Source organism: Blautia pseudococcoides (assembly GCF_001689125.2).
In the GTDB taxonomy this organism is placed as follows: Bacteria; Bacillota; Clostridia; order Lachnospirales; family Lachnospiraceae; genus Blautia; species Blautia pseudococcoides.
The window spans coordinates 3,031,766-3,052,873 of record NZ_CP015405.2 but is presented as its reverse complement, the minus strand read 5'-3'; the positions used below and the strand labels follow the sequence as shown (position 1 = coordinate 3,052,873).

The following is a 21,108-nucleotide window of genomic DNA, read 5'->3' as shown; positions in this document are numbered from 1 at the left end:
TTGAGTGACAGATTTTTTACATAGAAAGCCGGTATCCTATGTTTTCTATTCAAATATGAGGTGAAGAAAATGAAATACGTTCTGGATGTACATACTCATACCCTTGCCAGCGGGCACGCATACAATACAATCCGCGAGATGGCAATGGCCGCTTCTGAAAAGGGGCTGGAACTGCTGGGGATCACAGAGCATGGGATTGCCATGCCAGGCACCTGCAATGCATTTTATTTTGATAACACAAAAATGCTGAACCGCAGCATGTTTGGAGTGGAGATGCTGTTTGGTGTTGAAGCGAACATTATGGATTATGATGGGAAACTGGATATGGAGGAACGTCTTATAAAGCGGATGGATGTGGTCATTGCCAGTATGCATATCCCCACGATCAAGCCGGGAACCAGAGAAGAGAATACCCATGCCTATCTGGGCGCTATGAAGAATCCTTATGTGGATATTATCGGGCACCCTGACGACGGGCGTTATCCTGTAGATTTCCTGGCACTTGTGCAGGCCGCCAAAGAGCACCATGTCCTGCTGGAGCTAAACAACAATTCCCTGGATCCCCGCTGCAGCAGGGAAAACGGGGAGGAGAACGTGAGGACCATGCTCCGTTACTGTATGGAATATCAAGTCCCCATTGTCATGAACAGCGATGCCCATGTGGATGAACTGATTGGCTGCCGCTGTTATTCGGAAAAGATTGTGGAGGCCATGGAGTTTCCGGAGGAGCTGATCGTGAACCGTTCTGTAGAAGAATGGAAGAAATATGTGCACAAATACAAAAATTAATAAAAATTTAATAGTTTAGCACAAAAAAATCGCACAAGACTGCTTTACTTTAAAATTTTAGTGTGCTACTATATATACGGGTAATGTGTTACCACACTTGGGGTGGAAACTAAACAATAAGGAGAATGTATGTATATGAGCAAGAAAATTCATACGGAGGCAGTAGACTCCCTGTTTGATGCTGTCCTCAGTTTAAAGAACAGAGAAGAATGTTATCTTTTTTTCGAGGATGTGTGTACAATAAATGAGATCCTTTCACTTTCACAGCGCTTTGAGGTTGCCAAAATGCTGAAGGATAAGAGGACATATCTGGATATCTCTGAGAAGACAGGAGCTTCCACAGCTACGATCAGCCGTGTAAACAGAAGCCTGAATTATGGCAATGACGGTTATGAGATGGTTTTTGAGAGATTAGCCAACAAAAAGGATGAAACAGAAGTATAAAAGGATGAGGCCGGAACTTTGAAAAAAGTTCCGGCCTTTCTGCATACAGACATTAAAAAACGCTTTGCGAGGGACAGGACGCACCATACATACTTTAGCGAAATAAAAAGGCAGTGTTTTACTTGACACTACTGAACATGTTCAGTATAATATAGACAAGATTCGACTGAACGCGTACAGTGAAAGAGAAGGCAATTAAATTCCAGCTCTTTTTTGGAAGTGCACACCAGGAAAGCGCTGCATATGGGAGGTAATAAAATGGGTAATAGGAAATGGGAACATCTGATCATTTCTCCGGATTATATACCGCCGGTCATGGACGATGTAAGGGACGACAAAGGAGATATCAAGACTGGAAGAACACTGGGGCAGACGTACAGCTCTTCGGATTTATTTCCTGATTGTAAGGTGAACATGAGCCTGTCTTGGTTCTATGAGATTCCCAATAAGAATCCTTATGTGGATGAACACGTTCATGATGTGGATGAACTGGTATTTTTCATGCCGAACTACAACGGCGTGGAGGATGACATCAACGCAGTGTGGGGGGAAGCGGATTTTTATATTGACGGAGAACCCTACACCATTACGAAAAATACATGTATCTACTGTCCGGCAGGGGTAAAACACTGTCCGATCGTTTACAAAAAGATTATCCGTCCTCACTGTTTTATGACTATTCTGCTCACCAGTGAATATGTGAGAGAGCAGGCCGGCAAGATTGTAAAGAATATTGGCGGAAAGTTTATTGAGGTAGGATAGGGAAAGTAGACAAGGGGAACATGCGTATGGAAGAAAAAGAGATTTTATGGGGCCTTACGGATGCCGATTCCATGGAGGAAATAAGGGAGAAGGCATTTGCGCTTATTGGAAAAATTCGTTTTATGCCTGCGGCAACTGTAAATGAGGGACAGCCTGAAAACAGGATTCTGGATTTCAACCGTTTGAGCGATGGAAACCTGTATTTCATGACATCCAAGGGAAAACCCACATATGAACAGCTTTGCAGACGCCCTCAGCTTGTGATGAATACGCTGATCGACGAGCGGTATTCCCTGCGTCTGCGTGCCTGGGTCAGCGAGACAAAAGACCAGGCGGTATGGGATGAATTTTTTAAATTAAATCCCGGCACAAAAGAAATGTACCGGAAAAATTTTGATATGGTGGCACTTTATAAAATTGACAGAGGGGAAGGGGAAATCTTCCACCTGTATGCCAATGAGAGAATACGCCGTCTGCGTTTTGCGTTTGGCGGGGAAGAGATAAGGCCCATGACCTACCGCATTACAGAGGAATGCGTGGGCTGCGGGATCTGTCAGGAAAACTGTGTAGAGCGTGCGGTCCATCAGAAGGAAGACGGGAAATATTACATAAAAGAGATGGACTGCGATGACTGCGGTATCTGTTACACCAAATGTCCGCAGGCAGACACGGCACTGATCTGCCGTTTGAAGGAAAAAAGGAAAACTTGAGGTTTGGGATGCGTGTGAGAGGTGAAAAATTATGGCTAAAACAAACGCTGATGGTTCAAAAAGTTTAGGCCGCGGGGATCTGCTTGCGATTGCGATCGGCAACGTGATTGGCGGCGGTGTTATGACAATGACAGGCCTTGCCATTGGAATTACGGGACGTTCTATTGTCCTGTCTTATATTATCTGTGCGGTTATGGTGACCATTGTGGCGCTGCCGCAGTTCTTCTTATCAGGAACGATCCGTATGAACGGTGGTTTCTATACACAGGCGGCTATGTTCGGCGGCAAGTGGTTCGCAGGCCTGTATTCTGTGGTATTTGTCAGTTATTTCTTCGGTGCGACTATGTATTCTGCATCCTTTGCAGACTACGTGCTCTCCGCATTTCCGGAGATTAACGGCAAGCTGGTTGCTTTTGCGATTCTGACCATATTTGTGGTTCTGAATCTCTGCGGTATCCAGGTGGCAGCAAAAGTACAGTATGCATTGGTGATCATTCTGGTTATCGCACTGCTTGTGTTTACAGGGTTTGGTATTGTCCATCTGGAACCGGGGTATTTTGATGAGAATCAGTTCTTTACGAGCGGATTTACGGGTGTGATGTCTGCGGCAGCATTGTTGTCCATGGCGACCAGCGGCGCAACCTTTATTATCAATATGAGCCGCGAGGCAAAGAATCCGAAAAAAGATATTCCGTTTTGTATTGTTGTAGGTACTGTGATCGTTACACTTCTGTACATCGGTGTGGGCGTAGTTGCAGCAGGTGTGTTCCCGGTTGAACATGTAGCCGGTCAGAATCTTTCTAAGGTGGCAAGGGAAATCCTGCCTACCCCGCTGTACATATTCTTCATCGTGGGCGGTGCCATGGTGGCTTTGGTCACATCCCTGAACGCGAACCTGGGATGGCTGCAGGCGCCTATCGCACAGGCCGCAGAGGACGGCTGGTGGCCAAAGATTTTTGCGAAACGTAATGATAAATTTGGTACGCCTCATTATATCATCCTGACCATTTATGTGCTCTGTTCTGTTATTATATTAAGCGGCATGAATGTGGGAGATATTGCGAATATCGGAAATACTTTGGCTAACTGTGTACAGGTTATCCTGTGTCTGGCAATTATCACTATGCCTAAGAAAATACCGGAAATCTGGAAGCGCTCTCAGTTCCATATCAATGACAAATTATACACATTTTTATGTGTGATGGGTGCCATTGTCAGCGCGGCATTTGTATACTATGAATGTCTGGAGATCCACATGAATTATGTGATAGGGATTTTAGTTTACCTGGCTGTGGCATGTATTTACCCGATGATCCGCCAGAAGTTCCATAAGGTGGAGATTGAGGTAAGCTACGAGGAAGCATAGAGGATACCAGAGATAAAATGTGATTGGGAGGAATTGTAATGTCAGATTTTGATCCAGCTCCGGCTTTGGGGCTGACAGAAGAAAGTTCCAATGAAGAAATAAAAAACGCAGCCTTTCAGTTTGTCCATGAAGTGGGCTATATGGTGTTCGGCACAACTGCGATTGATGGGAAAATGCCTACAGCCAGAGGTCTGGAGGTACACTATCTGGATGATGCAGGCAACTTTTATATTGGTATTGCAAAGGGAAAACCCGTGTATTATGAGCTTCAGAAAAATCCTTATGTGGTAGGGACCATTATCCGTGACACGGTGAAACGCTTATCTGCAAGTGTCAGGCTGAGTGCCCATGTGACAGAGGTTGACCCTGAAAAACATCCGGAAATTTATACAAAATACTGGGAGCTGAATCCCGGAACAAAGGCACTGTACAGGAAAGACCTGGATATGTTCCGCATATTCATACTGGACAGCGGGGAAGGAGAAATCTTTCACCTTCCGGATGATGACATTGTCTGCCGCCTGCGTTTCTGTTTCGGCGGCGCCTGCGTTCGTCCCTGGGCTTATGTGATCGCTCAGGAGCGCTGTGTGGGATGCGGTACCTGCGAGGAGGCTTGTATGGAGGATGTGATCCATCCTACGGCTGACGGCAAATATGAGATCAAACATTTTGGATGCCTGGAGTGCGGACGTTGTGCCATGAACTGTCCGAATGATGCCATAGACTGCAACTGCAGGTAAGAGAATATAGGTAATTGGTTGAAATAAAGGATTAAGCGGGAATCTCTCTGCCGGGGCAGGGGGATTTTCCGATTCACGGCAGAAAAGACAGTTGTTGTCCTGTCTCTTGGGTGTTTGTGGGGGATGCGTAGCTGCGGAAGTAAAGAGGTGGAAAGTGGACAATAATGGTTGACTTCTAAAAACAGGACTGCTATTATGGGAGTGCCGGAATATTTAAGAAAAGTCGAGGAAATATTTATGGGAGCAGCTGCAGGGGAAGGGAAAAAACAGGAAAACAAGAAAGAAGAGATTCTGAACGTATCCCGGAAATTTTTTATAGAGCAAGGATATGAGAAGACAAGTATGCGGCAGATTGCGGCTGCCGCGGATGTGAGTCTGGGGCTGGTAGCCTATCACTTTAAGACAAAACGTGACATTGCGCTGGAGATCGTACAGCGGATGTACCACCGGTTTGCTGCCTTTGCCAAAATGTATGTGAACCGGCACAGAAACCCCATCTTATACTCCGGGCTTCTGGTCAATCTGAATTACATGGTGTTATCCTCAGAAAAATATGAGGCCTTCTACAGAGATATACTGCGCAATGACATACTGCTTGATGTGATAGCCAAGTCAGGCGTGGAGACTTATATGAGTATCCGTGACAATTACAGACAAGATCTGTCTGATGAGGAAGCGGAGAAGATGGGATGGTACGGCAATTTTATTTCCGTCAGCATGGAGCGGACACTGGTGCTCTATGATGACAGCCTGGAGATGATGGAGGGAAGCATACCGGACGTTATCTTCAAGTCCTATATGGGCTTGTGGAGGTTTCCCGATGTGGATAGAATCATGGATGAGGTCTGTATAGAGAGCCAGGAACTGGCGGAAAAGATCCTGAGAGAGCATCCGGAGATCTACGGGTAGATTTGGGGATATGGGAGAGGCATGGAAAGGCTGCTGAAATTGTGGGCAGTCTTTCCATACCTTTCCTTTTTTTTGTTATAAAGGCAACTGAAAGTAACAGAATCTGTTAAGACAGATTGGTAGAACTATATGGAATCAGGGATTATACTGGATGGAAAGGAGTGTGAAAAATATGATTTCTGCGAATTTGAATACACTGCGCAGACAGAGGGGCTACTCCCAGGAGGAGGTAGCCGAGAAAATAGGAGTTTCCCGCCAGGCAGTGGCGAAATGGGAGCGCGGGGAGACGGTGCCGGATTTGGATAATACCATGGCGCTTGCCGAACTGTATGGGGTAAGTTTAGATGATCTGGTGAATTATCAGGCAAAAAAGGAGGGACTTCAGATACCGCCAAAGGGAAAACATGTATTTGGTTCTGTAAATGTTGGGGAGCGGGGACAGATCGTCATACCTAAAAAAGCGAGGGACATTTTTCGGATCAAACCCGGGGACAGTCTTTTGATACTTGGTGATGAAGAACAGGGGCTTGCCATGGTGAAGACGGAAGTTTTTATGGAGCTGGCAAAAGAGATCCTGGAAAAAGGGGGAAGATTTGATGAAGGCTATCGAGACGAATCATTTGATAAAGAAATATAAGGACGTGACCGCTGTGGACGCCCTGTGTCTTTCTGTGAAACAGGGAGAGTTATTTGCACTTCTGGGTGTAAACGGAGCGGGAAAAACAACCACCATTAAAATGTTATCCTGCCTCACCGCGCCCAGCGGGGGAGACGCTCATCTTTTGGGGGACAGTGTGGTGACTGCGCCTATGAAGGTGAAGGAAAAAATCAATCTTTCTCCCCAGGAGACAGCAGTGGCCCCCAATCTGACCGTGCGGGAAAATCTGGAGTTTGTCTGCGGTATTTACGGAATCGGAAAAGCGGAGGCTGGCGTTAAGGCAAAGGATATGATAGAGAGATGCAGTCTTGGAGAAATTGCGGGCAAAAAGGCCAGGATGCTTTCCGGAGGGTGGCAGAGACGGCTTTCTATCGCTATGGCGCTTATCTCAGAACCGGAAATTCTCTTTCTGGATGAACCCACACTGGGACTTGACGTGCTGGCAAGAAGGGAACTGTGGGACATGATTGAAAAATTGAAGGGGAAAGTGACAGTGGTGCTAACCACCCATTATCTGGAGGAGGCGGAGAACCTTTCCGACAGGATCGGTATTATGGCCGGAGGCAGGCTTTTTGCTGTGGGAACAGCAGAAGAACTGACAAAAAAGGCGGGTAAGGAAACATTTGAGGAAGCGTTTGTTGTGCTGTGCAGAGGAGGCGGTATATCATGAAAACAATGGCGTTTGCGTCACGTAACGCGAAGGAGATTCTGAGGGATAAAACGAGCCTGGGATTCGGCATTGGATTTCCTGTGATCCTTCTGCTGCTTTTGTCTCTTATTGGAGCCAATGCTCCGGTGGATATGTTTCAGATAGATAAGCTGACGCCGGGTATTGCTGTGTTTGGTATGTCATTTATATCGCTGTTTTCCGGTATGATCATTGCAAAAGACAGAACGAGTTCCTTTATTATGCGGCTGTTTGCCTCACCAATGAGGGCAGGGGATTTCATAGCGGGTTATACGCTGCCGCTGATCCCAATGACAGTAGTACAGGTATTGATATGCTTTGCAGCTGCAATGATCCTCGGACTTTCCCCCAGTTTCAATATTCTGCTGACTGTGGTGGTCTTCATACCGGCAGCGCTGTTGTTTATTGGAATTGGCCTGTTGTGCGGCAGTGTTTTTAATGATAAACAGGTGGGCGGTGCCTGCGGCGCACTGCTCACCAACCTGAGTGCATGGCTTTCCGGAACCTGGTTTGATCCGGCTATGGTTGGCGGAGTGTTTGAAAAGCTGGCTGAATGCCTTCCGTTTCTGCACGCTGTGGACGCGGGAAGATATGCGCTTGCAGGGGAATACAGCAGGATCATACCGGAACTTACATGGGTGCTGGTCTATGCGGCTGTAGTGGATGTGATAGCTGTGCTGGTGTTCAGACATAAGATGAAAAGTGAATAGCAGATAAAAATGCTGCTTTGGGGCATGTCCCCCAAAGCAGCATTTTTATTGTTTGTGACGTTGGAAAGCACTGAAGCGACAGCAGGTATGCGGAGCGTGCTTTTTCTATTTTTTTGGCTTGGCCATGTCATCAATGAGTTTTTCAATTACTTGTTTTTTTAGATATACGTCAAAGCTGAGCATACAGATAAATGCGAACTTTTTTAGAAAATCCTGGTTATCTGCCTCTGCATTTTCGTAGGAATCGCAGGCCATTTTGTATTTGCGCACAATGTCTTTTGTCAAAGGGTCTATCTGCTTGAGCTCCAGGCGCATGATTTCTTCATATATGTCCGTCAGGCTCATCTCACCGTTATGATTGAAGTATTTTTCCGTGAGCGGCCCCAGGAGAACCTGGATATCACTGATAGACAGAATGTTTTTAAAATAATAAATAAAGGTCAGCATCAGCAAATGTTCTTTTGAGTATTTCTTCTTCACTGGCGGGGGTAGAATGTCGTTCTTGGCATAGTTGTTTATCATGGTTTTGGTCAGGATCTTGTCGTCCGCGTGGCGCTTGGAAGCGGACAGTTGACTCTCCATGAATGTGGTTACCTGATCCATATATAAATCAATGCCCGGAATTTCCTCGGGTTTTATATAGTCAATGCGGGAAATACTAGCCAGAATACTGTTCAACATGTCTTTTGTATCAATTGTCATCTCATCACCTCTACGCTTTATTATATAGTTTTAAATACTCTTTGTAAATGGATTTTTCTGAAAACGGCAGAAATCCCCGGCAAATGCTTGCCTGCCCCGGAGAGCTGTGTTATATTGTAGGAACAGGTGTTTTGATGTTACTGCCAACCTATGTAGCCAGCGACACACTTTGCGATGCACAGCGCTGCCTTTTAGGGCAGTTCCGCCCTTCAGGGTGAGAATGCAGGAACCTGCATTTGGTGCTGGCTGACGCGGGGTTTTGCTGGGCATGGTGCAGCATCCCCTTGGGGAGACCGCGTCCAGGGATGGCGGCCTGTGAACAGTAAGGGTTTGATTTTCGGAGACAGAAAGTTCAGAGTATGCTGCTGCTATTCACAGCCCTGCCAAAAGAGCAGGCCTGTGAACAGTAACAGTGTGCTTTTTATCGTTATGGATTATGGAGGGACATTTTATATGAGTATATATGATACGTTGAATCCCCAGCAGAAGGAAGCTGTCCTACACACAGAGGGACCGGTGCTGATTCTGGCAGGGGCAGGTTCGGGAAAGACCAGGGTGCTGACCCACAGAATTGCTTATTTGATCGAGGAAAAAGGTGTAAATCCGTGGAATATCATGGCAATCACATTTACCAATAAGGCAGCAGGTGAGATGCGTGAACGTGTGGACAAGATTGTGGGATTTGGAGCGGAGAGTATCTGGGTTTCCACCTTTCATTCAAGCTGCGTGCGTATTTTGAGAAGATACATAGACAGACTGGGATTTGACCACAATTTCACCATTTATGATACAGATGACCAGAAAAGCTTGATGAAAGACATCTGCAAACGTCTGCAGATTGACACAAAGGTACACAAAGAGAGGGCAATTCTGTCTGCCATTTCCTCGGCAAAGGATGAGCTGGTGACTCCGGAGGAGTATGAGCTGAATAATATGTCTGATTTCAGCAAGAAAAAAATTGCCCAGGCCTATAAGGAATATCAGAAAGAGCTGAGAAAAAACAATGCGCTTGATTTTGATGATTTGATCGTGAAGACTGTGGAATTGTTTCAGGCATGCCCGGATGTGCTGGATTATTACCAGGAGCGTTTCCGTTACATCATGGTGGATGAGTATCAGGATACCAACACCGCGCAGTTTAAGTTTGTGAGTCTTCTGGCAAGCAAGTATAAGAATCTGTGCGTGGTGGGTGATGATGATCAGTCGATCTATAAATTCAGGGGGGCAAATATTGGCAATATCCTTGGATTTGAGAAAGTATTTTCTAATGCAATGGTGATTAAGCTGGAGCAGAATTACCGTTCCACCCAGAACATACTAAACTCCGCCAATGAGGTGATACATAATAATATGGGGAGAAAAGAGAAATCTCTGTGGACAGATAATGAGGAAGGTTCTCTGGTGCATTACAGGCAGTTCATGAATGCATATGAGGAAGCAGAATTTATTACAGGGGATATCAGCAGGAGGGTGCGGGAAGAGGACTGTCAGTATAAGGACTGCGCTATTTTGTACAGGACCAATGCCCAGTCACGTCTTTTCGAGGAGAAATTCCTTATGGCAAATATTCCTTACAAGCTGGTGGGGGGCGTGAACTTCTATGCCAGAAAGGAAATCAAGGATCTGCTGGCCTACTTAAAAACTGTGGACAACGCAAGAGATGACCTGGCTGTGCGCCGTATCATCAATGTGCCGAAACGTGGAATCGGGGCAACTACACTTGCGAAAGTGCAGGATTATGCGTCTGAGCATGATATGAGTTTTTATGATGCACTGAAGGAAGCGGAAAGTATTCCTACGCTTGGAAGGGCGGCTGGTAAGATTGAGCCGTTTGTTACATTTATCCAAAGCCTGAGGAGTAAAACAGAGTATTATTCTCCCTCAGAACTGCTCAATGACATTATTGAAGAGACAGGATATGTGATGGAACTGAAGGCAGAGGGGACGGAGGAAGCTGACGCCAGAATTGAAAATATTGACGAGCTGATTACAAAAATTGTTTCCTATGAGGAGGAAAATGAGGACCCCACGCTCAGCGGATTTTTAGAGGAGGTTGCTCTGATCGCGGATATTGATACTGTGGACGGGGATGGAAACCAGGTGCTTTTGATGACGCTTCACAGCGCAAAGGGGCTGGAATTTCCTTTTGTTTATCTAGCTGGTATGGAGGACGGGATCTTCCCCAGTTATATGACCATCACCGCGGATGATCCGACAGAGATTGAGGAGGAGCGCAGGCTTTGTTATGTAGGCATCACAAGGGCCATGAAGGATTTGACGCTGACTTGTGCGCAGCAGAGAATGATCCGTGGAGAGACGCAGTATAACAAGCCGTCCCGTTTTATCCGGGAGATTCCAAGGGAACTGGTGGATCTGGGAAGAGATTTTAAAGAGCAGAAGATTAAAGAAATTCCCCTTCCCAATACGATGAAACAGATGAAGCAGGCATTTAAGCAGCCGGCATTTATACCGAAGCAGTTTGAGGTGAAGAAATCAGCGGGGCTGTCCTATGATGTGGGCGATACAGTGAAGCATATTAAATTTGGTGTGGGCGTTGTGAAAGGCATTGTGGAAGGCGGCCGGGACTACGAGGTGACGGTGGATTTCGACAAGGCAGGGACCAAGAAAATGTTTGCATCTTTTGCAAAGCTGAAAAAAGTGGAATAAGGATTTAGGGTTTTGCAGAAGCTGTAGAAAGTGGAGGATGATTCCAGGGGTTTGCAGAGGGATCCTAATTACAAGATTTGCATAAGCGGAATTTAACAGAACTTTTTTGGTGGGTCTATGAGCAGATGAAATTGAGATTACAATTTATATTTCCGGAAATCAATATGAAAATATTGAATAAAGGATAGTAAAATTCTGCCTATCGTGATATAATATTAAAAACAAGCCGAATGAAATTTTTTTTATTAGGAAACCATAATAGAGAAATTAGAATCACATTCGGCACAGATTGACAGACAGCCGGCAGCAACTCCGGATAGGCGGGGCAGCAGTGCAGGATGTCATATGTAAGAGAGGATGGTGCAGGCTATGAATCGTATTGAGGATTTAATCACAGCATTACAGAAGAAAGAAGAAGAAAAAAATAAGAATACCGTCTTATGGATTCTGGCTATTATCGGAGCAGTAGCTGCTGTTGCCGGAATAGCATATGCAGTATACCGTTTCTTCACTCCGGATTATCTGGAAGATTTTGACGAGGACTTCGACGAGGACTTCGATGATTATTTTGAAGACGATGACGAGGATGAAGACAAATAGAAAAGAGTAATAGGGAGCTTCGGGAAACCGGAGCTTCTTTTTCTGTTCAATAATATCGGGAGGAATAGTTTTGAAAAAAGGAGAAATTTACGAAGGAATTATCGAAAAAGTGGACTTCCCCAACAAGGGACGAGTTGTGATAGATGGAAAGACCGTGATTGTGAAAAACGGAATTCCGGGCCAGAAGGTACGGTTTCTGATAAATAAAAAGAGGGGAGACCGCCTGGAGGGAAGGCTTCTGGAAGTGCTGGAGAAATCCCCCATGGAGAAACGCGGACCGGTATGCAGTATTTTTCCGGACTGCGGGGGCTGTATGTATCAGACTATGGAGTATGGAGAACAGCTGAAAATGAAGGCAGAGCAGGTTAAGAATATGCTGGATAAGGCCATAGCAGATGCCGGGCAGGTGGACGATGACGGGAACCCGGATTACGTGTTCGAGGGGATTAAGGGAAGTCCCATGGAGTTTGCTTACAGGAATAAGATGGAGTTTTCCTTTGGGGACGAATATAAGGACGGACCGCTGGCCCTGGGGCTGCATAAGAAAGGAAGCACGTATGATGTGCTGAATGCTTTTGACTGCAAGCTGGTGCATGAGGATATGACGAAGATCCTACGGTGTGTGGGCGGGTATTTCAGGAGCAGAGGTGTGAGCTTTTATAAGAAAATGCAGCATGTGGGGTATCTGCGGCATTTGCTTTTGAGGAGGGCGAATACTACCGGAGAGATTTTGGTGAATCTGGTCACTACAAGCCAGGAGGAGCATGATCTGGAAATGCTGAAGGAAGAACTGCTGTCGCTGCCCTTGGAGGGGGAGATTGTTGGATTTCTTCATATTATCAATGATTCGCTGTCGGATATGGTACAGAGTGATGAGACGCGGGTTTTGTATGGGAAAGATTATTTTTATGAGGAGATTCTTGGGCTGAAGTTTAAAGTGACGCCGTTTTCGTTTTTCCAGCCGAATTCATATGGGGCAGAGGTGCTTTATAATACGGCCAGAGAGTATATTGGGGATACAAAGGATATGACGGTGTTTGACTTGTACAGCGGGACGGGGACGATTTCACAGATTCTTTCGCCAGTGGCAAAAAAGGTGATTGGGGTTGAAATCGTGGAGGAGGCTGTGCAGGCGGCAAAGGAGAATGCAGAGCTGAATGGAATCTCAAACTGCAGGTTTATTGCGGGGGATGTGCTGAAGGTGATTGATGAGATTGAGGAGATGCCGGATTTCATTGTGCTGGATCCGCCCAGGGATGGGATTCATCCGAAGGCGTTGCCGAAAATTGTGGGGTATGGGGTGGATAAGATGGTTTATATATCCTGTAAGCCGAGTAGTTTGGCTAGGGATTTGGATTTGTTTTTGAGGGAAGGGTATCGGGTGGAGAGGATTTGTTGTGTGGATCAGTTTTGTCAGACGGTGCATGTGGAGACCGTCACGCTTCTCGTGCGGAAACCTTGATTCTAGGCGGGTTTGCGAGACTATTTGGAGAAAATGGAGTTGTGTTTTTGCGGAAGGTGAGATGGATAAGTTTCCGCAGATAAGGGGACGGGGTTAACGCCGGATAGTTTGAAAATGAGGGTTTTGTCGGGCAAAAGATACAATCTGGCAAAACCCATACTATTTGGCAAAAGTGTATACAAACTGGCAGAAGATATACTCTGCGGCAAAAATCCATATAACATAAGCTTATGTATTTGTTAATTAATCTTTACAATTACTTTATGGGGACTATAACGGAAATGGAAAACATGGAAGGAATAAATTGGTGTATAATGTAACTATTAATATCAGAAATGTGGTGGTTGTATGGATGTCCTTACTAAAGAACAACGGCGAAAAAATATGCAGAACATAAGGTCAAAGGACACTTCGATTGAATTGGCATTAAGAAAGGCTTTATGGAATGATGGTTATAGATATCGGAAAAATTATAAAAAACTTCCTGGTAAGCCAGATATTGCACTAACACAATACAAAATAGCTGTATTTTGTGATAGTGAATTTTTCCATGGGAAAGACTGGGATGCTCTAAAAACCCGGTTAGGCCGTTCCGAAAAAGGGGAATACTGGATAAAGAAAATTGAGAGAAACATGAACCGCGATAATGAAATAGAGAAAGAGCTTCATTATCTTGGATGGAAAGTAATACGTTTTTGGGGAAAAGATATAAAGAAAAACCCGGAAGCATGTGTTCAGGTCATAAGAGAAGCCATTTTTGAGCAAATGATGGAAAAAAGTGAATTAGAATAGAAGGGCTGGGTAGTACCGTTATGATAATCATAAAATATTATAACTAATGATTAAAGCACATCACATAATAACGTAAAAAAGATTGTAATAGTGAAAAGTATTTGATATACTTGGTACACTGGTTTTTTCCGCATTAAATTAAGGAAAAACCTAGAAAATTATAAATAAAAGACTTGCAATTTTTGGCTTTTTACGGGATATATGGTAGCAGTATATGCCTGTGAGAGGAGGATAAAGTTTACTTTTCTGTATACAGATGAAAAGTAAGGCAAGCTGTTAATATGAACGATACATAAAGGAGTTGACTAGATGAAAGTTTTTTCTTTCTTTTCTGGTAGTGGATTTTTGGATTTAGGATTTGAAACAAATGGTTTTGATGTAGCCTTTGTAAATGAGTATGATTCTGAATTTATGAGAGCATACCAGTATGCAAGGCAAAATATGGGAATTGAACCGCCAGAATACGGATATTATAGAGGAGATGTAAATGCATTTTTGACTGATGCAGAAAAGCGTGATGAACTTAGCAGAAATATCGAAGCAGCAAGGGCACGGGGGGAATTGGTTGGATTCATAGGTGGTCCCCCCTGCCCTGACTTTTCGATTGCAGGAAAGAACCGTGGCAGGGAAGGAGATAATGGAAAACTGTCACTTTCATATGTTAATTTAATAGTGGAAAGAAAACCAGACTTTTTCCTTTTTGAAAATGTGAAAGGATTATGGAGTACCAAACGCCATAAAGCATTTTTCGAGGAATTAAAAAATATGGTTCATGCAGCGGGATATAGTACCGCTGAGCGATTGACAAATGCTCTTGAATATGGAGCTCCCCAAGACAGAGACAGAGTTTTGTTTTTTGGAATAAAAAATGAACTGTTAGGTAAGAATCACATGGGAAATGAATTGATAGATTTTCCGTGGTTAAGATATCAGATATACACTATGGAAGAGATTAATGCATATCCTTGGCCGGAGAATCAAGATTTTGTAGAGGGAGGTACAAGGCCAGTGCCCGATGGCATTCCGGAAGAACTGACGGTACAATATTGGTTTGAACGGAATCATGTTGAAACTCATCCGAATGCACAACACCATTTTGTTCCTAGAGCAGGACTTGCTAAAATGCAGCTATATCAAGAAGGTGATGTTAGTAAAAAGTGTTATAAACGGCTTCACAGATGGAGATATTCGCCTACTGCTGCCTATGGTAATAATGAAGTTCATCTTCATCCGTATCATGCAAGGCGCTTGTCAGCAGCAGAGGCATTAGCGATTCAGTCGCTTCCAGAAAAATTTGTTTTACCGTCAGATATGACGCTGACAGCAATGTTTAAAACTATAGGGAATGGAGTACCTTATATGTTGTCAAGTGGAGTTGCAAGAACGATTCATGACTATCTAGATGAAATGGTTATTGGACAATAATTTATAGCCTGTACCCCGTTTATGAGGTACAGGCTTATTTTTAACGGTTTGTATAAACATCATCCAGAAAAGTTTCAATAAAAGCTTCGGTAATCCCTTTGAGCTTACGTTCCTGACAAAGTCCAAGAAGTTCACTGACTGCGGAATATGGAAAGTAGTACGCGTGAAGATGGGCAAATTCTGGCTTGTTGATTTCACGGGTTACTTTATCACGATATTCATCAGGTGCAACGATAATATATCTCATACCACGGTATTCAGGAAGAGTTTTCTTGAAATTTGACATGCGGGTCAGTCCTGACGTTACTCCGGTGGATTGCTCAACTTCAAAGACAGCAGGAATACTTTTGTTTCCTAACCAAATTGCATCAATAAGTTTTCCGGCATTAGCTGCACCATCAAAAGCCCCAATAGTAGGTATCTCGCTTAGACTTGTTACGATGTTATCGTGTTCAGTTAACATTTTTCCTTTATAACGTATACTGGAATCATTTTGAGCTATATAGGTTTTCAAGGAAAAACTGCACCCGATTTCATATATAGCCATTTGCATTTGAGAATGGATTCGGTCTTCATTTGTATCTACTTTACCCAATCGCGGAGTGTGAGCAGGTAACTCTAAAGCGTTGTAAACGACATTTTTGGAAGGTATTTCATTAATTTCAAGATGTTCTAATTTTTTTTCACACAGTAATCCCATTTCATGAGGTTCTTCTGGTAAATAAATAACATGCTTATGCCCGGACTTGATTTTTGTTTTTCCGTGAATCAATTCGATTCTTCCGGGATAGCAGTAGTAAAATGGCGGAGTATGACATAAAAGCGTTTCTAAGGCAGATCTCGTATTATACGATGCACCTAACAGCCTGTCGATATTAATTGGGGTTCCGCTCGTTATTGCATTTGCGACACGATTCATCATTGCCATTGAAATTGACAAAGGTTCTGCTACTTTTTTTGTTTCGCCTTTTGTGGGATCCCAACGCTTAATGGTTATGGGACCATAGTGGGATATAATCTCTTCAATTGTGACAACCGTATGTGTTGAATTATTTATATACGGATATTCTGCTCCTTTGGGAAGGGCACTTAATAGATTGATCATTTCTGCAACTGTAAATCCATTGTTTGTAATAACGCTCATATTTTTTCTCCTTTATGTGTTGGACAAGTTTTTGATGAATATAGAATAACATATTACAAAGGTTTTGTATACAATAAAAACCCTTAAAAATTATTAAAATTTTATAAAATATATCATATATAAATAAAAAAATGGAATAAAACTGGGTTTTTTAAAATAGAAAAACCTAGATATTAAACAAAAATAATAAAAGAAGTGTCCTAATATCTTGCTGAGACAGTATTTAAAATTTGTTTTGGAAATGTGGATTAAAGAGAAGAGTAGGTGAACAAATAGAAATTCTCCGAAATTAACGAGATAATACTTGAAAAATACTTGTCCATCATTTACACTATTTCTATCTGACATCACGGTTCTTAAATCACATCGTTCTGGGGTTCCCCGGTATATTCATTCATACAAAAAGACAAAGGAGAAACAGGTATGGCGTTTGGTTTTATTGATTTTGCAAAAGAGGTATTAGAGGCTTCGAACAGGCCATTATCCGTGGAGGAGATGTGGGCGGCGGGATGTAAACGGGGGCTTGACGGGAAGCTGGGTTCATCCGGAAAGACACCTGTCCGCACGTTATCGGCCAGGATTTACGTTGATCTAAAAAATAATCAGGAGTCGATATTTACACAGATAAGTAAAAGACCAGCGAAATTTTATCTGAAAGGAAAAGATTTCACATCAGACCTAGAAGAAATTCAGGAAACGGATAGCAGCAGGGAGACGGGCAGGTTTCATGAACGGGATTTACATATTCTTCTGTCCAGCTTTGTCTGTGCAGATGAGCATTTTAAATGCATGACAAAAACCATTTATCACGAAGTTTCCAAGAGGGAGAAAAGCGGTAAGAACAGATGGCTGCATCCCGATATCGTAGGGGTTCATTTTCCGTTTGATTCTTATACGGATAATACACTGAAGCTGTTCGATGTGCTGAAGGTCAATCCATATAAACTGTATTCCTTTGAGATGAAGATTAGTCTGAGTTTGTCCAACCTGCGGGAATGCTATTTCCAGGCAGTATCAAATTCAAGCTGGGCGCATGAGGGATACCTGGCTGCGCTACATATATCGGAGGAACCGGAACTGATGGATGAGTTGCGGAGGCTGAATAATGCCTTTGGCATTGGGGTAATCCGGGTGGACGCTGAACACTTTATGCAGAGTGAGATACTCTTTTCAGCGAAGGAGAAGGATTCCCTTGACTGGGATACGATAAACCGGCTGGTGGATGATAACCGGAATTTTAAAAGTTTTCTCAATGATTTGATGGAAGATATCAAGGTCGGGAAAATAAAAAGCAGATATGACAGGGTTTATGAAGACGAGGAGACCGCCAGCAGGGAGTTAAGAGAAAAAGGAATTATTGAATAACAGGAAGGAAAAGAAACAGTCAGATTATTTGGATTGTTTCTTTTTTATTACTTTGACCACAGACAAATTAATATAAGTTTTACCTGGAAGGGAATACTTCATATACATGGAAGTTTATGGTAAATAGGCTCATGCAACGAGCCATAGAAAACCATAGGCATTCTATGAATATGTGCGGTACTGCCGGAAAGGAGAGAGACAATGCCTGAAAATCAAAGGTGTTTATTCAAAATAAATATTTTTTATGAGATGGCAGTTACCCAAAAGACAATTATGATAAATATAGAATATATGTGCTATGTAATAGGAAGCACTTTTAAAAAGCGAATAAAACATCCACCGGGGCATGCCCCATGTGATAGTCATAAAATTTCAGACCGTAGGAAATCCGACCAATGGATTCCTGCGGTCTTTTTTTGCGCTTTGAAAGATGGCAGTCAGTTTTTCTGGCTTTACCGCAAGGTAAAGAGAGGAATGCTGAATGCAAAAAAGAAAGATCACTATCAAATATGGCAGGGAAGAAATCCAGATGGAGGTTACGGAGGAGGAATACCAGAGGTTTTATCGGCCATGGTGGCAGCAGAAAAAGAAGGAACAGAGGAATCGGGAGGCTATGGAGGCACAGGGATACAGGATGGAGTCTTATGAGGAATGGAATTTGGGTGTTCGGGGAGGCTACCGAGGGCATGGAACAGGAAATACGGTTTGCTGTGGAGCATGGCATCCACATCTGGTTTAAGGAAGATGCGGAAGGAGACAGTGGGGTATGAAACTGGCGATGGTTGTGACAAAGTTGACAGGAAATGAGGAGAATGACTGGGCGAGGGCGCAGGAGTATTGCCGTTATGCGGCGCATAAGGGTGTTATCCCGGTCAGTGCCTATCTGAACTTCCACGGAATGTTCCCGGATGAGCTTGGCGGGGCGGTGGAGCATCTTTTAATTTCCCGTCTGGCAAAATAGATGGATGAAATATGGGTGTTTGGGAATGAGACAGATGCGGAAAAAAAGAAACGAATGGAAGAAGCCTGCCGGGAGTACGGCGGCAGGGCAAAGTATTTTGACGCAAGGGAGATTGGGGAGGATTTATTGCGCTGTACCATGTTCTCCGAGGAACTGATTGAGAAGCTGGAAGAAATGGAGGAGTTTTAGATGGGAAGTGAATTGTTGAAGATGGCGGACGGGTTTGCTTTGGTTGCGGAGAGCCTGCGGGAGCTGGCAGAACAGGCTGTGGAAGAAGCAAAGGCGGAGACGAAACAGGAGAGCAAAACAGAGACGGGAATAGCAGATAAGAAAAAAAAGGAACAGAAGGTGGCTGTGGAGGATATCCGCGCGGTGCTGGCGGAGAAGTCACAACAGGGGAAGTCTAAGGAAATCAAGGGGCTGCTGGGAAAATATGGGGTGGAAAAGCTGTCTGCCGTGGAGGAAAAGGATTATCCGGCGCTGCTTGCGGAAGCGAAGGTGCTGTGATGGGGAGACATGCGCTGTTGTCTGCTTCTTCATCTAAGCGGTGGCTGAACTGTACGCCGTCCGCAAGGCTGGAGGAGCAGTTCACAGAAGATACGGGAAGCGTGTATGCGGAGGAAGGAACTGCCGCCCATGCTTTGGCGGAGCATAAGCTGAAGCGGATGCTGAAACGGCGTTCCAAACGCCCGGTATCGGATTATCAGTGTGACGAGATGGAAGAATGCACGGATGGGTATGTGGCTTATGCCATGGAGCAAATTGAACTGGCGAAGCAGAACTGCAAAGACCCGGTGGTGCTAATCGAGCAGCATCTGGATTATTCAACCTATGTACCGGAAGCGTTTGGAACCGGAGATTTGGTGATTGTTGCGGACGGGGTTTTAACAGTCATTGACCTGAAATATGGAAAAGGCGTGGCAGTGGAGGCGGAGCGGAACCCGCAGATGATGCTGTACGGGCTGGGAGCCTTGGAACTGTTTGATGCCATTTATGATATTGATACGGTGCGGATGACCATTTACCAGCCGAGACTGGAGAGCATCAGCACCTGGGAGATTTCTGTTTCTGAACTGATGGGCTGGGTGGAGAAGGAATTGAAGCCGAAGGCTGCGCTTGCCATTAATGGTGAGGGAGAATTCCGGTGCGGCTCCTGGTGCCGTTTCTGCAAGGCGAAGAATACCTGCAGGGCAAGGGCGGAGGAGTACCTGAAGTTGGCACAGATGGAGTTTCGGCCTCCGGCGCTACTGTCGGATAAGGAGATTGCGGAAGTTTTGAAAGTTGCGGATGACCTTGCCAAGTGGGCGGCAGATGTGTATGCCTTTGCCATGGATGAGGCAATCACCCATGGGAAGCAGTGGGCAGGCTTCAAGCTGGTGGAAGGCCGGAGCAACCGTAAGTATACGGATGAGGAGGAAGTGGCGGAGGCGGTAAAGGCTGCCGGGTACACGGATATTTATAAAAGTACGCTGGTGGGCATCACGGAGATGGAGAAGCTGATGGGCAAGAAGAAGTTTGCGGAGGTACTTGGGAAGCTGGTGTACAAGCCACAGGGCAAGATTACCCTGGTGACGGAATCGGATAAGAGGCAGGCAGTAGAAACGGCAACCGCAGAGGCGGATTTTAAGGAGGCAGAATAAGATGGGAAATGAGAATGCGAATGTAAATGTAACAAAAGTGATTGTACCCTGCAGGTTTTCTTACCTGCATTGCTGGGAGCCAAATGCAGTGAACGGGGGAGACCCGAAGTATTCGGTGTCAGCCATCATCCCAAAATCGGATGCGGAGACTGTGGAGAAGATTAAGAGGGCGATTGAGCAGGCGAAGAAGGATTCCGATTCCAAATGGGGCGGAAAGGTTCCGGCCAATCTGAAACTGCCGCTCCGTGACGGGGACATTGACCGCCCGGAGGATGAAGCCTATGCGGACAGTTATTTCTTAAATGCCAATAGTAGGCAGGCCCCACAGGTGGTGGATAAGAACGTGCAGCCCATTCTTGAGCAGTCAGAAGTGTATTCCGGGTGTTATGGCAGGATTAGTATGAATTTTTATGGGTTTAACAATAACGGAAACCGTGGGATTGCGGCGGGGCTGGGGAATATCCAGAAACTGCGTGATGGGGAATCCCTGGGTGGCAGGAGCAATGCGGATGAGGATTTTGATGCAATAGCAGATGAGGAAGATTTTCTTGGATAATGAGAACAGGGCGGCGGG

General features: G+C 44.6%; 25 protein-coding genes. 23 read left to right on the top strand and 2 right to left on the bottom strand.

From position 1 onward, the window contains the following. Positions 1-69: 69 nt before the first annotated feature. The 10 genes from A4V09_RS14600 to A4V09_RS14555 all read left to right on the top strand — a co-directional run bounded on the left by A4V09_RS14600 (position 70) and on the right by A4V09_RS14555 (position 7,776). On the top strand, positions 70-789 hold the full coding sequence (locus A4V09_RS14600) for a phosphatase (protein ID WP_065542996.1): 720 nt from the start codon (positions 70-72) through the stop codon (positions 787-789). A gap of 135 nt (positions 790-924) precedes the next feature. After that, the gene (locus tag A4V09_RS14595; protein WP_065544795.1) at positions 925-1,233 is read left to right on the top strand and encodes a YerC/YecD family TrpR-related protein; all 309 of its coding nucleotides are present in this window, start codon (positions 925-927) and stop codon (positions 1,231-1,233) included. 258 nt (positions 1,234-1,491) lie between these two features. Then, complete coding sequence (locus A4V09_RS14590) at positions 1,492-1,995, top strand: cupin domain-containing protein (protein WP_065542995.1); 504 nt, start codon at positions 1,492-1,494, stop codon at positions 1,993-1,995. A 26-nt stretch (positions 1,996-2,021) separates the two neighbouring features. Continuing rightward, positions 2,022-2,705 carry a 4Fe-4S dicluster domain-containing protein gene (locus A4V09_RS14585; protein WP_065542994.1) on the top strand — a complete coding sequence of 228 codons (684 nt, stop codon included), beginning with the start codon at positions 2,022-2,024 and terminating at the stop codon, positions 2,703-2,705. Between the two features lie 31 nt (positions 2,706-2,736). Next, complete coding sequence (locus tag A4V09_RS14580) at positions 2,737-4,071, top strand: APC family permease (protein WP_065542993.1); 1,335 nt, start codon at positions 2,737-2,739, stop codon at positions 4,069-4,071. Positions 4,072-4,109: 38 nt separating this feature from the next. After that, entirely contained in the window at positions 4,110-4,811 is a 702-nt protein-coding gene (locus tag A4V09_RS14575; RefSeq protein WP_065542992.1) for a 4Fe-4S binding protein, read from the top strand. A gap of 237 nt (positions 4,812-5,048) precedes the next feature. Further along, on the top strand, positions 5,049-5,720 hold the full coding sequence (locus tag A4V09_RS14570; RefSeq protein WP_157766959.1) for a TetR/AcrR family transcriptional regulator: 672 nt from the start codon (positions 5,049-5,051) through the stop codon (positions 5,718-5,720). A gap of 172 nt (positions 5,721-5,892) precedes the next feature. Continuing rightward, positions 5,893-6,357 (top strand): helix-turn-helix domain-containing protein, encoded by a 465-nt coding sequence (locus A4V09_RS14565; protein ID WP_242963846.1) that lies wholly within the window; start codon positions 5,893-5,895, stop codon positions 6,355-6,357. Beyond that, positions 6,317-7,048, top strand: a complete 732-nt coding sequence (locus A4V09_RS14560; RefSeq protein ID WP_065542989.1) for an ABC transporter ATP-binding protein — start codon at positions 6,317-6,319, stop codon at positions 7,046-7,048. Before A4V09_RS14565 ends, A4V09_RS14560 begins: the two co-directional genes overlap by 41 nt. Continuing rightward, a complete protein-coding gene (locus tag A4V09_RS14555; protein WP_065542988.1) occupies positions 7,045-7,776 on the top strand; it encodes an ABC transporter permease in 732 nt (243 codons plus the stop codon). The genes A4V09_RS14560 and A4V09_RS14555 overlap by 4 nt, the downstream gene beginning before the upstream one ends. A gap of 105 nt (positions 7,777-7,881) precedes the next feature. Here A4V09_RS14555 and A4V09_RS14550 read toward each other — a convergent pair whose 3' ends face one another. Next, the gene (locus tag A4V09_RS14550; RefSeq protein ID WP_065542987.1) at positions 7,882-8,478 is read right to left on the bottom strand and encodes a DUF1836 domain-containing protein; all 597 of its coding nucleotides are present in this window, start codon (positions 8,476-8,478) and stop codon (positions 7,882-7,884) included. Between the two features lie 453 nt (positions 8,479-8,931). Here A4V09_RS14550 and pcrA point away from each other — a divergent pair, with 453 nt between their 5' ends. The 5 genes from pcrA to A4V09_RS14525 all read left to right on the top strand — a co-directional run bounded on the left by pcrA (position 8,932) and on the right by A4V09_RS14525 (position 15,424). Next, positions 8,932-11,145, top strand: a complete 2,214-nt coding sequence (gene pcrA / locus A4V09_RS14545; protein ID WP_065544794.1) for a DNA helicase PcrA — start codon at positions 8,932-8,934, stop codon at positions 11,143-11,145. A 369-nt stretch (positions 11,146-11,514) separates the two neighbouring features. Continuing rightward, the gene (locus A4V09_RS14540; protein ID WP_065542986.1) at positions 11,515-11,745 is read left to right on the top strand and encodes a hypothetical protein; all 231 of its coding nucleotides are present in this window, start codon (positions 11,515-11,517) and stop codon (positions 11,743-11,745) included. A 70-nt stretch (positions 11,746-11,815) separates the two neighbouring features. Beyond that, the gene (gene rlmD, locus A4V09_RS14535; protein WP_065542985.1) at positions 11,816-13,207 is read left to right on the top strand and encodes a 23S rRNA (uracil(1939)-C(5))-methyltransferase RlmD; all 1,392 of its coding nucleotides are present in this window, start codon (positions 11,816-11,818) and stop codon (positions 13,205-13,207) included. A 348-nt stretch (positions 13,208-13,555) separates the two neighbouring features. Then, positions 13,556-13,999 (top strand): very short patch repair endonuclease, encoded by a 444-nt coding sequence (locus A4V09_RS14530; protein ID WP_065542984.1) that lies wholly within the window; start codon positions 13,556-13,558, stop codon positions 13,997-13,999. A 309-nt stretch (positions 14,000-14,308) separates the two neighbouring features. Next, positions 14,309-15,424, top strand: coding sequence for a DNA cytosine methyltransferase (locus tag A4V09_RS14525; protein ID WP_065542983.1), 1,116 nt, complete (start codon positions 14,309-14,311; stop codon positions 15,422-15,424). 40 nt (positions 15,425-15,464) lie between these two features. Here the strand turns inward: A4V09_RS14525 and A4V09_RS14520 are convergent, their stop codons facing one another. Beyond that, positions 15,465-16,568: a type II restriction enzyme NmeDI-related protein gene (locus A4V09_RS14520; RefSeq protein WP_084043606.1), complete on the bottom strand. Its 1,104-nt coding sequence runs from the start codon at positions 16,566-16,568 to the stop codon at positions 15,465-15,467. A 423-nt stretch (positions 16,569-16,991) separates the two neighbouring features. On the opposite strand from A4V09_RS14520, the gene A4V09_RS14515 reads away from it, so the two are divergent. The 8 genes from A4V09_RS14515 (at position 16,992) to A4V09_RS14490 (ending at position 21,090) form a co-directional block, all read left to right on the top strand. Continuing rightward, complete coding sequence (locus A4V09_RS14515) at positions 16,992-17,933, top strand: COG2958 family protein (protein ID WP_065542982.1); 942 nt, start codon at positions 16,992-16,994, stop codon at positions 17,931-17,933. A 201-nt stretch (positions 17,934-18,134) separates the two neighbouring features. Continuing rightward, positions 18,135-18,581 (top strand): hypothetical protein, encoded by a 447-nt coding sequence (locus A4V09_RS24525; RefSeq protein WP_065542981.1) that lies wholly within the window; start codon positions 18,135-18,137, stop codon positions 18,579-18,581. Then, complete coding sequence (locus A4V09_RS25785) at positions 18,578-18,703, top strand: hypothetical protein (protein ID WP_274537174.1); 126 nt, start codon at positions 18,578-18,580, stop codon at positions 18,701-18,703. The genes A4V09_RS24525 and A4V09_RS25785 overlap by 4 nt, the downstream gene beginning before the upstream one ends. Continuing rightward, entirely contained in the window at positions 18,700-18,894 is a 195-nt protein-coding gene (locus A4V09_RS25475) for a hypothetical protein (RefSeq protein ID WP_242963845.1), read from the top strand. The genes A4V09_RS25785 and A4V09_RS25475 overlap by 4 nt, the downstream gene beginning before the upstream one ends. Continuing rightward, on the top strand, positions 18,895-19,083 hold the full coding sequence (locus A4V09_RS25470) for a hypothetical protein (protein WP_242963844.1): 189 nt from the start codon (positions 18,895-18,897) through the stop codon (positions 19,081-19,083). It begins immediately after the preceding gene. After that, positions 19,084-19,401: a hypothetical protein gene (locus A4V09_RS14500; RefSeq protein WP_065542980.1), complete on the top strand. Its 318-nt coding sequence runs from the start codon at positions 19,084-19,086 to the stop codon at positions 19,399-19,401. After that, a complete protein-coding gene (locus tag A4V09_RS14495; RefSeq protein ID WP_065542979.1) occupies positions 19,401-20,534 on the top strand; it encodes a DUF2800 domain-containing protein in 1,134 nt (377 codons plus the stop codon). Before A4V09_RS14500 ends, A4V09_RS14495 begins: the two co-directional genes overlap by 1 nt. 1 nt (position 20,535) lies before the next feature. After that, positions 20,536-21,090, top strand: a complete 555-nt coding sequence (locus A4V09_RS14490) for a DUF2815 family protein (protein ID WP_065542978.1) — start codon at positions 20,536-20,538, stop codon at positions 21,088-21,090. Positions 21,091-21,108 lie beyond the last annotated feature (18 nt).

What these genes read in the sequence shown, in the direction of transcription:
- A4V09_RS14600 (WP_065542996.1), top strand. Translation starts at nt 70, where the DNA reads ATGAAATACGTTCTGGATGTACATACTCATACCCTTGCCAGCGGGCAC.
- A4V09_RS14595 (WP_065544795.1), top strand. Translation starts at nt 925, where the DNA reads ATGAGCAAGAAAATTCATACGGAGGCAGTAGACTCCCTGTTTGATGCT.
- A4V09_RS14590 (WP_065542995.1), top strand. Translation starts at nt 1,492, where the DNA reads ATGGGTAATAGGAAATGGGAACATCTGATCATTTCTCCGGATTATATA.
- A4V09_RS14585 (WP_065542994.1), top strand. Translation starts at nt 2,022, where the DNA reads ATGGAAGAAAAAGAGATTTTATGGGGCCTTACGGATGCCGATTCCATG.
- A4V09_RS14580 (WP_065542993.1), top strand. Translation starts at nt 2,737, where the DNA reads ATGGCTAAAACAAACGCTGATGGTTCAAAAAGTTTAGGCCGCGGGGAT.
- A4V09_RS14575 (WP_065542992.1), top strand. Translation starts at nt 4,110, where the DNA reads ATGTCAGATTTTGATCCAGCTCCGGCTTTGGGGCTGACAGAAGAAAGT.
- A4V09_RS14570 (WP_157766959.1), top strand. Translation starts at nt 5,049, where the DNA reads ATGGGAGCAGCTGCAGGGGAAGGGAAAAAACAGGAAAACAAGAAAGAA.
- A4V09_RS14565 (WP_242963846.1), top strand. Translation starts at nt 5,893, where the DNA reads ATGATTTCTGCGAATTTGAATACACTGCGCAGACAGAGGGGCTACTCC.
- A4V09_RS14560 (WP_065542989.1), top strand. Translation starts at nt 6,317, where the DNA reads ATGAAGGCTATCGAGACGAATCATTTGATAAAGAAATATAAGGACGTG.
- A4V09_RS14555 (WP_065542988.1), top strand. Translation starts at nt 7,045, where the DNA reads ATGAAAACAATGGCGTTTGCGTCACGTAACGCGAAGGAGATTCTGAGG.
- A4V09_RS14550 (WP_065542987.1), bottom strand. Translation starts at nt 8,478, where the DNA reads ATGACAATTGATACAAAAGACATGTTGAACAGTATTCTGGCTAGTATT.
- pcrA (WP_065544794.1), top strand. Translation starts at nt 8,932, where the DNA reads ATGAGTATATATGATACGTTGAATCCCCAGCAGAAGGAAGCTGTCCTA.
- A4V09_RS14540 (WP_065542986.1), top strand. Translation starts at nt 11,515, where the DNA reads ATGAATCGTATTGAGGATTTAATCACAGCATTACAGAAGAAAGAAGAA.
- A4V09_RS14530 (WP_065542984.1), top strand. Translation starts at nt 13,556, where the DNA reads ATGGATGTCCTTACTAAAGAACAACGGCGAAAAAATATGCAGAACATA.
- A4V09_RS14525 (WP_065542983.1), top strand. Translation starts at nt 14,309, where the DNA reads ATGAAAGTTTTTTCTTTCTTTTCTGGTAGTGGATTTTTGGATTTAGGA.
- A4V09_RS14520 (WP_084043606.1), bottom strand. Translation starts at nt 16,568, where the DNA reads ATGAGCGTTATTACAAACAATGGATTTACAGTTGCAGAAATGATCAAT.
- A4V09_RS14515 (WP_065542982.1), top strand. Translation starts at nt 16,992, where the DNA reads ATGGCGTTTGGTTTTATTGATTTTGCAAAAGAGGTATTAGAGGCTTCG.
- A4V09_RS24525 (WP_065542981.1), top strand. Translation starts at nt 18,135, where the DNA reads ATGCCTGAAAATCAAAGGTGTTTATTCAAAATAAATATTTTTTATGAG.
- A4V09_RS25785 (WP_274537174.1), top strand. Translation starts at nt 18,578, where the DNA reads ATGAGGAATGGAATTTGGGTGTTCGGGGAGGCTACCGAGGGCATGGAA.
- A4V09_RS25475 (WP_242963845.1), top strand. Translation starts at nt 18,700, where the DNA reads ATGAAACTGGCGATGGTTGTGACAAAGTTGACAGGAAATGAGGAGAAT.
- A4V09_RS25470 (WP_242963844.1), top strand. Translation starts at nt 18,895, where the DNA reads ATGGATGAAATATGGGTGTTTGGGAATGAGACAGATGCGGAAAAAAAG.
- A4V09_RS14500 (WP_065542980.1), top strand. Translation starts at nt 19,084, where the DNA reads ATGGGAAGTGAATTGTTGAAGATGGCGGACGGGTTTGCTTTGGTTGCG.
- A4V09_RS14495 (WP_065542979.1), top strand. Translation starts at nt 19,401, where the DNA reads ATGGGGAGACATGCGCTGTTGTCTGCTTCTTCATCTAAGCGGTGGCTG.
- A4V09_RS14490 (WP_065542978.1), top strand. Translation starts at nt 20,536, where the DNA reads ATGGGAAATGAGAATGCGAATGTAAATGTAACAAAAGTGATTGTACCC.